Raw genomic sequence first — 16,061 nt, forward strand, 5'->3', positions numbered from 1 at the left:
GATATATAGAGTTATCCCCTCTTACTACACCCGCTGACAGCAACACATCTTTTTTCTGTGCGAAAGCGTAGTGCTAACGTAGCGACAGCAAGCAAGCGTTTTATTGTTGCACCATCAAAAAAGTAGGTTGCATCCCTTAAACGGAACACAACCTACTACCATTAGTATTGCAATAGCATGTTTACAAACACAACAATAATCACAAGAGGTACTACTACTAGCATCAATAGACGATAAGTCGAATAGAACCCTTGTCCCAATTTGCTTCCTATTAATAATTCCTTCTTCACAAATTCTTTATCAACTACATATGCAATAAAGATAGCAATCAATAAGTTACCTATCGGAAGCATTAAATTAGAAACTAAAAAGTCAGTTGCATCAAAAATTGTTTTTCCAAAGATTGATACATCCGCTAATGTACTTGATGAAAGCGCTGCAGGAATCGCCGCAATAAAGACAACTACACCTAGTAACATTGTCAACGCAGAACGAGACATACGCCCTTTCTCTATAAATGCCGCTACGATAATTTCATATAAACTGAAGGAAGAAGTTAGCGTTGCGAATAAAAATAATAATAAAAACATCGCTAAAAATAGTTCACCAAATGGCATTTGACTAAATGCTGTTGGCAGAACCATAAATAATAAGCCTGGACCAGACGCTGGTTCTAAATCAAAAGCAAATACAACAGGGAAAATGGCTAATCCTGCAAAAAACGATACAAGCACCGTGAGAAGAACAACAGAGCCCGCAGAATTCGGTAAGCTTACATCCTTCTTTAAATATGAGCTGTACGTCACAAGACAAGAAAACCCTACTGCTAAACCAAAGAAGGACTGCCCTAATGCTTCTAATATAGCCTTTCCAGTCATATTGGAAAAGTCAGGCCACAAGAAGAATTTAACTCCCTCCATTGCCCCATCTAATGTTAAAGCCCGCACAACAAGCACAATAAACATAATAAATAATAAAGGCATCATCCACTTATTAGCCTTCTCTATACCATTTTGCACACCAAGTGAAATGACTAGTACATTTACTAGCGTAAACAATCCTAAACCTAATAGCGTAATCCAAGGTGTCCCTACAACTTCCCCAAATAGTTTACTAGGATCATTAGCAGGATCAATAACAGCCCCACTCACGCCTAGGCCACTATATATAAAAATCCAACCTCCCACAACACTGTAAAAAGTTAATAATAAAAAACAACCGAGTACACCCATACGACCAACCCAAGCCCAGCCAGTTTTCGTCGGTGTAATTTTTTTATATGCAGTCACAGCCTCAGACTGTGTACCACGACCTAAAATATACTCTGATAATAACATCGGTAAACCAATCAACAATGTAAATAGAACAAAAATAAGGAAAAATGCTCCCCCACCACTTTGTCCAGTAACATACGGCAACTTCCATATTGCCCCTAGCCCGATTGCAGCTCCCGCTGATGCTAAAATAAAGCCTAGTTTACTAGACCACTGACTCTTTTTTTCACTCATCTCTTCAAACTCCTCTAACATTCTAAACTCTTCCTTATTTTACATGAAAATAGTAATCTAGACTAGATTATTTCTATTTGTTACTTTTGCACAATAATATCCAGCATATCCATCATTCTATCTATCCAATATAAAAAACCTCGAGCACTTAACAGCTCGAGGTCTCATCCATATTATTTTGTTATATACATAGAGCGCTGTTGATGGATCCATTTGCGCATTGTTGTGAATAGTAATGCCATGATGAACGTTATTAAAATACCCTTAATAATGTTAAATGGCAAAATACCAGCTACGATCATTTTATATAGTGAATCACCTACGACAGGCTCCATACCTAAAAAGTAAGTGTACATAGGTAAAAATACTGCATAGTTAAGAATGCTCATTCCTACTGCCATTATGATTGTACCTGCAGCTAAACCTCCGACAAGACCTTTAACTGTTTTGACGCGATTAAAGACAAAGCTAACTGGTAAAATAAATAAAACACCTGTTACAAAGTTCGCGATATGACCTACTGGTACTCCTGTTGGCGTACCAGAGAAAATCCAGTCCAACACATTTTTAAAGAATTCTACTAAAATACCAGCTACAGGTCCCATTGTGATCGCTGCAAGCAATGCCGGCATATCACTGAAGTCTACTTCCAAAAACGCTGGAAATGGCGGAATAGGGAAATTAAAAAGCATTAACAAAAACGAAATACTGCTCAGCATGCCAATCGTAATAAACGACTGAAGTTTAACATTTTTCTTCATAGTAAACTCTCTCCTCTTTGCTGATTCAATCTCGCAAGAAGAAAGGTTACGACCTCATCAATTCTTATTATGAAAAAACCCTTATGCAAAATAAGCATAAGGGAGAATAGGCATAATTAAAGAAACGCCATTAATTAACTATTGTTGAGCATACGCTGCGTAAAGCCACAACGAAAAAACGCTCGTACATAGCTAAATTCATAACAATGAATGACGATCGCACCTCCATCTTCTCCCATCCAGACTTTAACTGTCGGCCTTGGAATTACACCAAGTCAGCCATGCAAAAAATATTTGCACAGGTCGCGGGCTGAAGAGTTTTTAGTAAATTATTCGAGCTAATGAAAGACATTAGCGATTTACACCTCTATTACCGCCGGTCGGGATTTCCACCCTGCCCCGAAGATGAATCAATATTTTTTTATTTCATAGCCTTACTATAATGAATTACAAAGGAAAAGTAAATAGCTTTGCTTAAAAAAATCCGATTAAACTTGTATGTTTTACAAATACCCGCAATAGTCCCATCTTTAAAAGTTAAGGGTTTACTATCATCCCCGTTGATTGTTATTCTTCACCAATCGGGCTTTTACCATCCTTTGATCTCCCCCTAAACTAACAAGAGCATTCACGCCCGTATAGCGGCGAGAATGCTCCAAAAAATTCACTTATAAAGTTGCGTTCATTTATTTGTTGTTTCACCATTTATGGCATATATCGTTTATTGGCTCCTACAGGCTTTGGTAAGAAATTTTTCAAATCAAATCCTTCCCAACTCTCCTGTACAACATTGTCTAGGCGTACTTGTTGATCAAAGCTTGCAGCAGTTAGCATCATTGCTTCAATTAATTGGGTTGCACGAATCACGTCCATTGTCGTTAAATCAAGCGGCTCGTCAAATGTAACAATAACGCCTTCTGCTACCTCTTTTACAGTGTATGTTATATTTTCCGGTATAACTGGAACGTATGCATTATCATTTTTAGCTCGCATATCAACAAGAGCTTCTGTTACAGTGGAAAAAGTTTTACGAGAATCGGGTGATAAATATTCAACTCCATTTTCATCTTTATATAAATAATAATTAAAATGATTTGAGCTCGTTAATGCCATAGAATTACTGGCCTCTTCTTCATTGGAAAGCTCGGATTCTGTATCATTAAGTTTTCCAAATTCGATTTCTTTATACTCTGAGTCTGAGAATGTATCCTGTATAGTCCCTACATATTCTCCAGAATCTTTAGCAGCAACATCATAATCATTTTGCTCCGGCAATACATGAACAAGTTGATCGCCCTTCTCCTTCAATTCTCCTTTATATGGATGATAATTAGTAAAACCATTTGCTTCCTCATCAATTTTTGGCGCATACTTTTCATACATTTGTAATGTTGTAGGTTTTTTCTTCCCAAAATCAGTAGCCACTCGTTCATTTGGAATAATATACGTCATCGGTACGCTTTCCTTATCACGATTTGCCAAACCAATATGGAATGCTACTGCATCTGTTAAATCATCTTCATATACAGATGATCTCAGAGACATGATCCGTGAATGTTCTGCTACTATGTTAGACTCCATAATATTATCATGCATAGAGCTTTTTGCTGCACGATCTTCCTGCATTGTTGAATATTGAGAAGTTTCAGGAGCATTGGCCTGATCCATTTTTGTATCATGATTATTCATGAACATAGAGCCTGTAAGTACTGTTAAAGCGAAGACAGCTGCAACACTCATAAAGATTGGCCATTTACGACCTTCTTTCTTTATAGTCTGTTCCGCACTGTGTTCCTCTTGTGATGTTATTTCATCATCAATTGGTTGTTGTATAGCTTGAAGATGGACAGAATCCTGCAAGCGAGCATCTGCCAATAATCGATTTACTATTTCTTCTTTCGAACGGCGGTCAGAAAGCTTAGGGGCATTATTCAATATATGTTCCAGTTGGTCATCATCGAATGGATTATGTGTCATTACCTTTTCGCCTCCCGTTCTCTAACCTGTTGTAGCTGTTGCTTTAAAAATTTTATGGCGCGATGTTGCGTGGTTTTTACCTTCGCTTCTGTCCAATCTAATATTTGTGCTGTTTCTGCAATCGATAACTCTTGAAAGTAGCGCATAATAATGACCATTTTTTGGTCACCTGTACAATGTTCAAGCGCTGATTGAACTTGCATAAATTCATCATTTACCTGCAGCACGTCTTCGGGTAATGGTGTGGTTGAATGCAGCTGTTCCGTTTCCCAATCAAAAAAATCAAGTGAATGTTTTTGGCGTACAGCCTGCTTTCTAAAATGATCAATAGCGACATTTTTAGCAATCGCAAAAAGCCATGTCTTTTCACTGCTATTGCCTGCAAACTTATCATATGAGCGCAATACGCGAACATAAACCTCATGTGCTAAATCCTCAGCAAGTGTACGGTTTTTTACTAAATAAATAAGAAACTGGAACACGTCTTGATGATATGCATCGTATAATCGATGGAACACGGAGTCATTCAAAGCACTCCACCCCCGTTCTATTTATATTTGTCGTTTAAACGTTCACAGAAGTTACATCCAATTAACACCAATTCATCAATTATACCTAGGTATAATTGGGTCAAAAATCGGCTTTAGGCCAACGTGATCTATCACTCAGTCGTGTGTTGCTGTCGCTTCGCTTTCGCACAGAAAACATCACAAGACGAGGCGTTCTTAGACTGAGTTCTCTATGGATGTTTTGACACCCGTTGAAAAGCTACTTAAATCCTCTTTCATTTGCTGAAAACAGATAATAGCGACGCTTTTAATCGAATGGTAAATAAAATGTGAAGGTAGTCCCCTCTTTTAGCACACTATCCACCATAATATTGCCTGAATGTGCCTTAACTATATTTCTAGCAATAGCTAAACCTAGGCCAGTTCCGCCTTTAGAACGCGTACGTGCTTTATCCGCTTTATAGAAACGTTCAAAAACATATGGCAGGTCCTCTTGTGGAATACCATGTCCTGTATCCTGGACAGATATTTTGGCAAAGGTCGGCTCTTGCTCAACCTTCACGGTTACTGATCCTTCATCTGTATGGCGAAGAGCATTATCGACTAAATTCGTTAATACTTGTTCAATCCGATCCTCATCTATACTAATCGTAACATCGTCATTAAACTCACTGTCAAATATTAGTCGAACATGTTTCTCTTTAGCAACTTGTGCAAATTTTTGTGTAATACGTTCAAATGTTGAATTAATCGGAAGCTCATCTTTGTAAAGCGTCATATGCCCCGATTCCATACGAGCAAGGTCTAATAAATCTGTCACGAGGCGTCCCATACGCTTCGATTCATCATAAATAATTTTTGTAATCTCATTTCGTTCTTCTTGATCTTGAATAAAATCATCATCCATTAATGCCTCTGAATAACCTTGGAGCATCGAAATCGGCGTCCGTAGCTCATGAGACACATTGGCAATAAAGTCTGAACGCAGTTTTTCTAAGCGATGCTGCTCAGTCATATCACGAATAACTGCAACCGCTCCACGTATCGATTCCTCACTATAAAGAGGGCTAATCGTAAACGTATAGTAATTTCCGTCCATCTCAATTTCTTCTTCAAGCTTATCTTCAAACATCAGTACATGATCAAGCATATGATAAAGTTCTGGCGGAATTGGCTTTGCACTTTGTGAGCCTTTATTGACGAACCATTTTTGCATTAAACGGTCCGCTGGTGGATTACTTAATAATATTGTACGATCACGATTAAACGTAATAACTGCATCTGTCATCGATGTTAAAATATTTGATAGCTGTTCATTTTCTTGATTAATCACTTCTAGATTGTGTTTCAATTGACGTCCCATTTGATTGAAGGCAACTGCAAGCTGGCCTATTTCATCATTTTGGGTAGTTGGCATTTTCGCTTCAAAATTCCCTTTAGAAATTTCAAACGCCAACTCACGCATTTTACGTAATGGTGACGTAATACGTGACGAAAGGAAAAACGCAAAAAATGTCGTCAGAACAAAAGCTATGAAAGCAGATAAAAAGACAATTTTCGTCGTCTCTTTCGATGTTTTATGCAATGCATCTGGACTTTGATAAATAAAGACAGCCCCGTGAACTGTATTTTCTACATTTAGCGGGAAACCTAGTACAACATAAGATTCCATTTTTTCTTCATCTGTGGAAGACGGCATCATCATTTCCTTAATAATCGGTTTATCTGATTGAAAAACTTCATGAAACGATTTATTAGCTAAAATCATATCCTGAATTTCTATTTTATTGACACCTTCCTGCATAGCGAAAGAGACTCTATCATGATTAATAGCAATAAGTGCATTTGTACTTTCAGGTAAAATATCTTTTAATAATTCAGAAGTCGATTCTGCTGTTTCATTATCATCCACTATACTTGCAATCGTTGCAGCAGTTTGACGCAAAGAGCTTTCCGCTTGTTGCATATGGTAATTTTGAAGAAACTCAAGCATTAAAACCGTGAAAACAAATAATACAAATGAAACGAGAAGCAATATGGTTACCCATAGCTTCCCGACAACACTATTCCATATTCTATTCATTGACAACCTCAAATTTGTAGCCAACGCCCCATACAGTAACAATCATCTTTGCAGCGTTTTCTGAAACACGGTTGAGCTTTTCTCGTAAACGTTTTACATGTGTGTCAACTGTACGTAAGTCACCAAAGAAATCATAATGCCAAACTTCTTTTAGTAATTGTTCACGGTCAAATACTTTGTCTGGTGATTTTGCTAAGAAATAAAGTAATTCATACTCTTTAGGTGTCAAATTCACTTCAATACCTTCTGCTGTTACGCGGTGTGCATCATGATCAATCATTAAATGTTGAAACACAACTAAATCTTTTGAAGAAGAAGCATTTGTCGAAGGTGAGAATGCTTGTGAACGGCGTAATATAGCCTTCACACGTAACACAACTTCACGAGGACTAAACGGTTTTACAATATAATCATCTGCTCCAAGCTCAAAGCCTTGTACACGATTCGCTTCCTCGCCTTTTGCAGTTAATAAAATAATTGGTGTTGCTGCTCGTTCACGGATTTCCGCACAAACTTCAAGCCCGTCTTTTTCAGGCATCATAATATCAAGTAAAATACAGTGATATTCTTTTTCTAAAGATTTTTCGATCGCTTGTTCACCATTTTCTGCTTCGTCAACAAGGTATCCTTCTCGCTCTAAATACATTTTTAATAAGCGTCGAATACGGTCCTCGTCATCTACTACTAATACTGAAATATTTTCTGACACTTTCACGATCCCTCTCTTCTAATCTTTCTCTACCTTCTATTGTACATCGTACGACACATATTGAAAAGAAAAGAAAGCCTTCTTGCCACAGCAAGAAGGCTCTTCTTTCTAATACTAGCGACGTTAAAAATTTATTTGCTCAAGTTAATCAATTTAAGCTGAAGCGTATGAGTGTAAACCTGCAAGAATCAAGTTAACAGCAATTAAGTTAAATAAGATTATTCCAAAACCAATTAATGCTAACCATGCAGATTTTTCACCTTCCCAGCCCTTTGATAAACGTAAGTGTAGGAATGCTGCATAGAATAACCATGTAATAAGTGCCCACACTTCCTTCGGATCCCATCCCCAGAAACGACTCCACGCAAGTTGTGCCCAAATCATTGCAAAGATTAGAGCTCCTAACGTAAATACTGGGAAGCCAATTATAACTGAACGATAACCAATTTCATCAACTAATTGTAAATTTACTCGTTTGACAAAAGGTTGGAAAATCGCACTAATTCGACGTCTTGCAATTAATCGAATTAATAAGTATAAAATAGACCCTACCAATAATGACCAAACAACTGTAGTTAATTTCTTCGCATTAATGAGCGCAGGCATTTCTACTAACGGAGACATGCCATGTTCTTCCACTGCCTTATATTCATTCATACCAAATAGTGGCGGCATGTTGTAGTCAATTTGACGTTCATTTCCTTCTTTATCTAAATAAGAATAAGTTGAATCGTAATCCATCATATTAAAAACTGATGAAGCAACTACGAAACCAACGACTACCACAAGGAAGAACATTACCGCTTCTAACCAGAAACGTTGTTTAGAAGGCTTCTTTAAATCAACTACTTTTAATAAATAAATTAGTCCTGCTACCGCACTAATCGCTAAAATTGATTGACCTAAAGCAGCTGTAATAACATGAATTGTTAACCAGTAACTTTGCAAAGACGGTACTAAAGGACTAACTTCACTCGGGAACATCGATGCATAGGCAATTATTAATAACGCCACAGGCAATGCTACTAATCCTAGAGCTGTCACTCGATAAATAAAATAAATTAATACGAATGCCCCAACAATGAACATTCCAAACGCAGTCGTAAATTCAAACATATTACTGACAGGTGCATGTCCTGAATAAACCCAACGAGTAATAAAATAACCAAGCTGCGAAAGTAAACCAATAATTGTTACAACAATTGCCACCTTGCCCCATTTATCGGTATTTTTCCCCGATGCATTCGATTGCTTTATCGAACCACCAAACAATAAAGTTGCAACTAGGTAGGCTATGAATGCTACAAATAATAGGTTTCCACTTATGTCAATCAAACTCATAAGGTGTTGTCACCTTCCTTTTCTTTAGTGCCTGGCTTTGCGGATTTGTTGTCATCTTCAGGCTTATCCAACTGATCTTTATATGTTGGTAGACCAGCAAACGTAGTGACTGTATCTAAATCCTTTTTCATACTAAACATATTTTTATTCACATGAGCAGCCATCAACACTCGACCATCCGGATCCACCTGTAACCATAAACGTCGATGATTCCAATATGAGCCAATTACTACACCAATCATGAAAATAACACCACCAACAAATAAAATTGGTATCGTACTATCTTTACGAATTGTAAAGTTTGATGAATTACGCATCTCTGCTCCTGCGAATTTCATTCTATATTTGTTTTCACCAAGTGGTTCAAGTGGTGGCTTTCTGATTTCTACAAAGCTTACTTCACCTTTTGGTGTTTCTGGTGTTGTCATTCTAAATAAAAATGCCGGATTATTTGGTATTGATGTTTTTGTCTGTGGCTCTCCATTTTCAAAACCATCAAAATCTGGCGTATAAACAAGAATTTGTACTGAGGAACCATTTCCTAAATCATATTCTTTTTTAGGATTCGTTAAATCAATTTCAATTTGACCTTGTGATTCTTCAGAAGCTTTATTCACTAAATTAAAATTCATCTGTCTCAATTCATTAAGACGATAATTCATTTGATACAACGCAAAACCGTTTTCTTTTAACGGATGATTAACACGAATTGAGTAATCTCTCAATTTTTCAAGATTATCTGAATCTCCTGGAAGAGCTCCCTCAGGTTGTTTGTATAATGTTATATCCGTTTGATAGTTCTTCGCCATAACATTTACACCTTGGCTCGCTTCCCCGCCCTGTTGCTTTTCGCCATGGGTTTCCAAAATAAATTTATTATTTTTAATAAAATACCCATCCATACCTGGTATAGCTCGTGTTTCACCTTCACGGATCCAAATCGTCTCATCCACATAAAAACCAGGTACTAAGCGCAACATAACACCTGTTAAAAAAATAATGAGACCGACATGATTTATGTATGGGCCATATCGAGCGAAGCGGCCGCGCTCTGCTAGCAGTGCACTTCCATCACGACGAACACGATATTTTAATTCGGACATTTTTTGTTCAACTTTATCAAGCGTTTCATCAGCGTTTGGCACTTGCCCTTCCGCAATGATCCGTTGGCGTTTCATGAAACTTTCATGACGTTTAACGCGTTGATTTTTTAAAGACTTATGCAAAGGTAACCCTCGGTCTAAACTCGCAACAATAATCGATATCGCAAGCATACCTACTAAAATTTGGAACCACCAAGTGTTGTATAAATGAGAAAGTCCTAAATTATTATAGAGTTTGCCTAATACACCATACACTTTTTCATAATACTCTGCTTTGCTAGGCTCCGGGGCATTAACATATATCGCTTGCGGTAGAATTGTTCCGATTGACGCTGCTACCAACGTTATTATAATGAGGGCGATCCCCACTTTTACACTCGAGAAGAAATTCCAAATTTTATCAACAAATGTTGTATTATACGTTTTTGAACGAATTGCCGTTCCATCGTAACGCATATCAACAACTTTTGTCTGTTTACCTTCCTCAGTTAAAGGACGACCACATTTCTCACAAAGCTTCGTGCCATATGGGTTACTATGACCACAAGCACAAATGATGTTTTCCATAGTCATTACTCCTTATTTTGGCTTCACTAATTCCATGTACGAAGCAATTTTTGCCTCCGTCATTTCACCAGTAACGATTTTGGCTACTTTACCATCTGGATCAATAAGGAGAGTTGCAGGTAAATTACCTACATTGTAGGCAGTCATAACGCTTTTCGTTTTGTCGATAACTACCGGGAACGTTAACTCATATCTATCGACAAAATTCTGAACTTCAAAATCTGTTTGGGCAATATTGACCGCTAATGTTTGTACACCCTGATCTTTAAAAGCTTTATACTGACGATCCATTGCAGGCATTTCCTTTTCACAAGGCTTACACCAAGTTCCCCAGAAGTTCAAAAATACGCCCTGCCCCTTATAATCAGACAGTTTATGTTTCTCACCGTTTAAATCTACTAACGTGAAGTCTGGTGCTTTAGAGCCTACTGCTAATAACTCTACTTTATCTTTTGTCGCTGTACCGTATACCGTATAACCAATCGCTAACACTAAGACTGCCAAAATAATGGTACGAATGACGAGACGTTTTTTCTTTTTCTCCAAGTTAATAAACCCCCTATCAATTTCGGCTTAGAATAATCCCTATTGACGCAAAGCTTTTCCTACAAACATTCATATGTATAGTTCTTAACGTCTAATTTATACCATTTATTATGTTTGTCAATTTTTATATTTGTCATTCACTTGTGCGTCATACACCACCTGATAATTTGTGGAACCGATTTCATCAGGATGAAAACTAAATTAGGTGTACTATTCTCACCTATTATAGCAAAAGGAAACACAAACGCTTAGCTAATAATTATGAATGATTTATGAACGATTTCACTAATAAGAAAGTGAAAACATTACTATTACACATAGAAGTATTTCACTTTCTCTTAGAAAATGCTAATTATCCGATTTGTCCTGTCTCTGCTAGCACTCGTAATTGCTTCACTTCATGCTTTGTTAATTCACGATATTCTCCTGGAGCTAGTCCGAATAAATCTAAAAAGGCAAAGCGTTCACGTTTAAGTTTAACAACAGGTGTACCTATTGCCTCAAACATGCGACGCACTTGACGATTTCGTCCTTCGTGAATAGTAATTTCACAAATTGCCTTACCTGCTGTTTCATCAAATGAAGTCATACTCACTTTTGCTGGAGCTGTTTTACCATCTTCTAGCTTAATTCCACGTTGAAGCTTTTTTAAGCCCTCAATCGTCGGAACACCTTTAACACGAGCAATATATGTTTTGTCAATTTTAAACTTTGGATGTGTCAGCATATAAGAAAATTCACCATCATTTGTTAATAACAACAGGCCAGATGTATCATAATCGAGACGACCAACTGGGAAAATTCGTTGTGGGATATGCTTAAACAAATCTGTGACAGTTTTGCGTCCTTTGTCGTCTGTTACAGCTGATATCGTTCCACGTGGTTTATATAACAAGTAATAAACCTTATCCTCTTTCTCAAGCTTCACGCCTTCTACTTCTATCGTATCTGAGTTTGACACCTTTGTACCTAACTCACGCACTACGACTCCGTTCACTTTTACTTTACCTTCTACAATTAATTGTTCTGCCTTACGTCTAGATGCCACACCAGCATACGCAATAACCTTCTGTAATCTTTCCATTCTTTCACCTCTAATTTTCATTCACCTTGGTTTTAGACACCAAAATATAAACCTCATTCGTATAATATGAATAAGGTTATTTTTCCCGCTAATCTGTGAAAATTATGTCATACTTTTATGCATTATTAAAGAAAAACTAATTATGCGAAAGTAATTAGATTATTTGAAATAATTTTCATCAACTAGTTTCTGGATAATTTGCACTTAAATTTTAAGGGTCCTCAGTATAGCGTGGGTTGATTTTCGTACCGACCGGGTGCTTTCCTAGATGTGATCGGATTCGAATTGTCTCCAGGGGAGCAACACGATGTCAGTCATTTTAGTAATGCCACAGGACGTGGCGTTCTAACACTGAGTTCCCTTATTTCTATAAGTGTCAGGACCCCATTGAAAGAGAACCACGTTCAAAGGTGGGAGTATTCTGCAGAATGAAAAATGTCCATAAATCACAGAACTGTCATCCCTAACTTTTGGCGTATTCTAATTTTAACCAACCCTTCCCATTTAAATTTGCTATCGGCTTTGAAATCTTTATAAAACATAAAAGCTGCCCAATTTGGGCAGCTTTTCATAATTTCTAGGATTCACTATATTTATTTTCGATTCTAAGCCCGTAGGTACTTAATTCTTTATTAATAAATTGCTTCGCGCTTGATAGCTTTCCTGATAAAGATAATTCAATTGTTGAACCATCTTGTAATGTGAAAATCAGTTTTTCCGGAACACTCACACCATTCTTTTCTACAATAGTCTGTTCAACCTTCACAATATCTTCCCAGCTTATATAATCTTCTTGCAAACTAAAAAAATGATTCATATGAAGTCCTTTTGTATCAATGTATTGATAGTTATTCATACATAAAAATATTAACGCGCCAGCAATTATAAACGATGTTCCCACGAGTCCACGTTGAATAATCTTCCTTTTTTTGTTTTAGGGTTCACTAAAAAATTGACTAATAACGTGACCGCTAGCATGATCATTACTACCATCAATATAATATAGGCTGTAAAAAAAGGATCGAAAAAATAGGATTCCTTAGGTCGAAAGAGCAATTCTTGAACAGGATATAAGAAAATAATAGGAGCGATAAAGCTTGACAAGAATAAAATTATTATGCCCCCTATTTGATACTGTCTACTGTTTGATTTAGTAATCATAAATCCTTCTCCTTCTTCAATGGTATTTAAAAATTCGGAATTTTAAATCAAAACCACCTAGGTTTTATTTTACCTTATTATTTCTCATTTGTTAAATAAATCAAAATTATTTCAAACGCTACCGTAATATAACGGAGGGTACTGGCATTGACACACAAATGTTAGCTCATAAAAAAATCAGCGTATCGCTTTTAACGATCCGCTGATTCAACTTTTACTGGCACTGCATAAATACGCTCTTCACCGATAAAGATGGATAGTACACCTTCCATACGTTTTCTAGAAACATGTAATACTTGCCTTACACTTTCTTTTTCTTCTTTATTTAATTGCAAACGAATCGGTTGCTCTAAGCGAATAGATAGGTTTTTATTAACTTTATATTTACCTTTTTTCACTACTGTTTCAAGGCTGTAATCTCCCCAAACCTTGTTGGCAAAACTCCGATGCAGATTCCAATCATCGGATTCATTCAATGTGACAACAATACACGTTTGCCCGTCCTTTTGGAAGGCGGTTGCAAGTGTCCGCCCAGCTACCTTTGTAAAGCCTGTTTTCCCGGCAAATGCTGAACCTTTTGCTGTTTTTAAGGCACTGACAGGTTGTGTCTCATCGTCTATTTCGATAGCAACCCCAGACCCTTCTCGTATTAAACGGTGCTTATTTTCCCATAACATCCCGTTTTCCGTATTGGCACGATATAGCACTGTGGAGGCAATCTTCTTGAAAGTTTTATTTTGAAGAGCTATTCTCAACATTTCAGCAGTATCCCTCGCTGACGATAAATGCTCATCATGATGCAAGCCAGACGGGTTCATAAATACTGTATTTGTGAGACCCGCAACAACAGCCCGTTCATTCATTAACTTTACAAACCCTTCTACCGATCCTCCTACATGCTCTGCTAAAGCTGTTGCAGCGTCATTTCCTGATCGTAGCATCAAACCATATAACAGCGTTTCTACCGTTACTTTTTCCCCAGCCTGCAAGTAAATAGACGAGCCCTCAGACGTTGCAGCCTTTGGTGAAATAACCACTTCATCTTGAAGATTGCTATTTTCAATAACAACAAGTGCTGTCCACATTTTTGTTAAGCTTGCAATGGGTAACCGGGCATCACTATTAGATCCATATAAAACACGTCCCGTATCACCATCTAAGACAGCATATCCGCTACCACCTCGAGCCAAACTGGTTTGTGGAAGCATTAACATTACCACGACTATCATGAACAATATTAAACGTACTAACCGATGCAACGAGCCACTCCTTATTAAAAGTAATAGGAAAATATAGATTATATTTATGTTTTAAGCTAAGCTTTATACCTTTAACTCATTCCGAACTGATTTACTTTACACCGCTAAATGTTTCTTGGAATTTAGTCATAAATAAATCTGTTTCTTGCTCTGCTTCAACTAGCTCATCTTCAGGTAAAGACGGCATTTCTTCTATACTATTTAAACCAAAGTAGTTTAAGAATTCTTTCGTTGTACCATATAAGATTGCACGTCCTGTCCCTTCTGAGCGACCCACTTCCTTAATTAACCCCCTAGAAGCGAGAGTCTGTATTGGTCTTTCACATTTCACACCACGCAAATCTTCAATTGTTACGCGTGTAATTGGCTGTTTGTATGCCACGATCGCCAATACTTCAAGTGAAGCTTGAGATAATGATTGAGCAGTTGGATTTTCTACTAATCTTTGTATCGTATCTGCTAGTTCAGGTTTTGTGATAAGCTGATAAACGCCAGCTATTTCTTTTACCGTTATACCTCTAGATCCATCGTCTTCATATGCCGTTTTCAATGCCTCCATTGTCTCTACGACTAACTCTTCCGGTTCTACTAAAAGTTGTGATAATTGTTTAATGGTTAAGCCATCGTCACCAACAACAAATAATAAGGACTCTATTTTACTCTGTAGCATCTTTGTTTTCGTCATCATCCCATTCCTCCTTCTGTAATGTAACTGTTAATTCTTCAAAGTTACCATCTTGCTCTACGATGACTACCTGACGTTTCATCAATTCAAGAATAGATAAAAACGTCAGAATAAGCGTTGGCTTATCTTCATAGGGAAATAGCTCAAAAAATGATGCACGTCCACCTGTAAATCGTAATGAATCGACAACCGAACGCATTTGATCTTTCACAGAGCGTTCCTGTCTTGCTACAGTTGTCTTTAGTGGTTTTTTTAATTTTTTTCGACGCATTAGTTTTTGAAAGGCTCCAAGCATGTCATAGATGTTGACGTTCAAATCAAATAACGCCATTTGCTCATCTGAGGCTAATCCAGATAAATCTGCTGGTGGCCGTGTAAACACCTGTGCCCGATCTGTTTCAAGCTCTTGCAGGCTACTTGCTGCTTCTTTATATTTCTTATACTCTATTAAACGTAGCACCAGTTCTTCACGAGGGTCTGGACCGTCAACTTCTAATTCAGCTTCGTCAAGCTCACCTTCATGGATTGGCAAAAGCATACGACTTTTAATAGCCAATAATGTTGCTGCCATCACTAAATATTCACTAGCCTCATTTAACTCCAGTACTTGCATAGCATGTATATGGTCGATATATTGTTGAGTAATTTCAGCCATTGGAATATCATAAATATCAATTTCCAATCTGTTAATTAAATGTAATAATAAATCAAGAGGCCCTGAAAAGGCTTCTAATTTCACTTCATAAGACATTGTTTTACCACCCTGAG

General features: G+C 37.3%; 15 protein-coding genes and 1 riboswitch. All 15 genes read right to left on the minus strand.

Annotated features, from left to right (window positions below):
- Positions 1-161 precede the first annotated feature (161 nt).
- Complete coding sequence (locus tag ABNX05_RS10000; RefSeq protein ID WP_349659593.1) at positions 162-1,508, minus strand: sodium-dependent transporter; 1,347 nt, start codon at positions 1,506-1,508, stop codon at positions 162-164.
- 173 nt (positions 1,509-1,681) lie between these two features.
- A complete protein-coding gene (locus ABNX05_RS10005; protein ID WP_349659594.1) occupies positions 1,682-2,269 on the minus strand; it encodes an ECF transporter S component in 588 nt (195 codons plus the stop codon).
- Positions 2,270-2,492: 223 nt separating this feature from the next.
- Positions 2,493-2,680, minus strand: a riboswitch (FMN riboswitch).
- 294 nt (positions 2,681-2,974) lie between these two features.
- Positions 2,975-4,246 carry an RNA polymerase subunit sigma gene (locus ABNX05_RS10010; protein ID WP_349659595.1) on the minus strand — a complete coding sequence of 424 codons (1,272 nt, stop codon included), beginning with the start codon at positions 4,244-4,246 and terminating at the stop codon, positions 2,975-2,977.
- Positions 4,246-4,776, minus strand: a complete 531-nt coding sequence (sigX, locus tag ABNX05_RS10015) for an RNA polymerase sigma factor SigX (RefSeq protein ID WP_349659596.1) — start codon at positions 4,774-4,776, stop codon at positions 4,246-4,248. The genes ABNX05_RS10010 and sigX overlap by 1 nt, the downstream gene beginning before the upstream one ends.
- A gap of 286 nt (positions 4,777-5,062) precedes the next feature.
- Positions 5,063-6,838 carry an ATP-binding protein gene (locus ABNX05_RS10020; RefSeq protein WP_349659597.1) on the minus strand — a complete coding sequence of 592 codons (1,776 nt, stop codon included), beginning with the start codon at positions 6,836-6,838 and terminating at the stop codon, positions 5,063-5,065.
- Positions 6,831-7,547, minus strand: a complete 717-nt coding sequence (locus tag ABNX05_RS10025; RefSeq protein WP_049668637.1) for a response regulator transcription factor — start codon at positions 7,545-7,547, stop codon at positions 6,831-6,833. The genes ABNX05_RS10020 and ABNX05_RS10025 overlap by 8 nt, the downstream gene beginning before the upstream one ends.
- A 153-nt stretch (positions 7,548-7,700) precedes the next feature.
- Positions 7,701-8,888 (minus strand): c-type cytochrome biogenesis protein CcsB, encoded by a 1,188-nt coding sequence (gene ccsB / locus ABNX05_RS10030; protein ID WP_349659598.1) that lies wholly within the window; start codon positions 8,886-8,888, stop codon positions 7,701-7,703.
- Entirely contained in the window at positions 8,885-10,558 is a 1,674-nt protein-coding gene (gene resB, locus ABNX05_RS10035; protein ID WP_349659599.1) for a cytochrome c biogenesis protein ResB, read from the minus strand. The genes ccsB and resB overlap by 4 nt, the downstream gene beginning before the upstream one ends.
- Before the next feature lie 12 nt (positions 10,559-10,570).
- The gene (resA, locus tag ABNX05_RS10040) at positions 10,571-11,104 is read right to left on the minus strand and encodes a thiol-disulfide oxidoreductase ResA (RefSeq protein WP_197144490.1); all 534 of its coding nucleotides are present in this window, start codon (positions 11,102-11,104) and stop codon (positions 10,571-10,573) included.
- A gap of 352 nt (positions 11,105-11,456) precedes the next feature.
- The gene (locus ABNX05_RS10045; RefSeq protein WP_349659600.1) at positions 11,457-12,188 is read right to left on the minus strand and encodes a pseudouridine synthase; all 732 of its coding nucleotides are present in this window, start codon (positions 12,186-12,188) and stop codon (positions 11,457-11,459) included.
- 577 nt (positions 12,189-12,765) lie between these two features.
- Positions 12,766-13,044: a hypothetical protein gene (locus ABNX05_RS10050; RefSeq protein ID WP_349659601.1), complete on the minus strand. Its 279-nt coding sequence runs from the start codon at positions 13,042-13,044 to the stop codon at positions 12,766-12,768.
- A gap of 26 nt (positions 13,045-13,070) precedes the next feature.
- Positions 13,071-13,349 carry a hypothetical protein gene (locus tag ABNX05_RS10055; RefSeq protein ID WP_349659602.1) on the minus strand — a complete coding sequence of 93 codons (279 nt, stop codon included), beginning with the start codon at positions 13,347-13,349 and terminating at the stop codon, positions 13,071-13,073.
- Between the two features lie 191 nt (positions 13,350-13,540).
- The gene (locus ABNX05_RS10060) at positions 13,541-14,608 is read right to left on the minus strand and encodes a D-alanyl-D-alanine carboxypeptidase family protein (protein ID WP_349659603.1); all 1,068 of its coding nucleotides are present in this window, start codon (positions 14,606-14,608) and stop codon (positions 13,541-13,543) included.
- Positions 14,609-14,699: 91 nt separating this feature from the next.
- Positions 14,700-15,293, minus strand: a complete 594-nt coding sequence (gene scpB, locus ABNX05_RS10065; RefSeq protein ID WP_349659719.1) for an SMC-Scp complex subunit ScpB — start codon at positions 15,291-15,293, stop codon at positions 14,700-14,702.
- Complete coding sequence (locus ABNX05_RS10070; RefSeq protein WP_349659604.1) at positions 15,265-16,044, minus strand: segregation/condensation protein A; 780 nt, start codon at positions 16,042-16,044, stop codon at positions 15,265-15,267. Before ABNX05_RS10070 ends, scpB begins: the two co-directional genes overlap by 29 nt.
- Positions 16,045-16,061 lie beyond the last annotated feature (17 nt).

Source organism: Lysinibacillus zambalensis, from assembly GCF_040183165.1.
In the GTDB taxonomy this organism is placed as follows: domain Bacteria; phylum Bacillota; class Bacilli; order Bacillales_A; family Planococcaceae; genus Lysinibacillus; species Lysinibacillus zambalensis.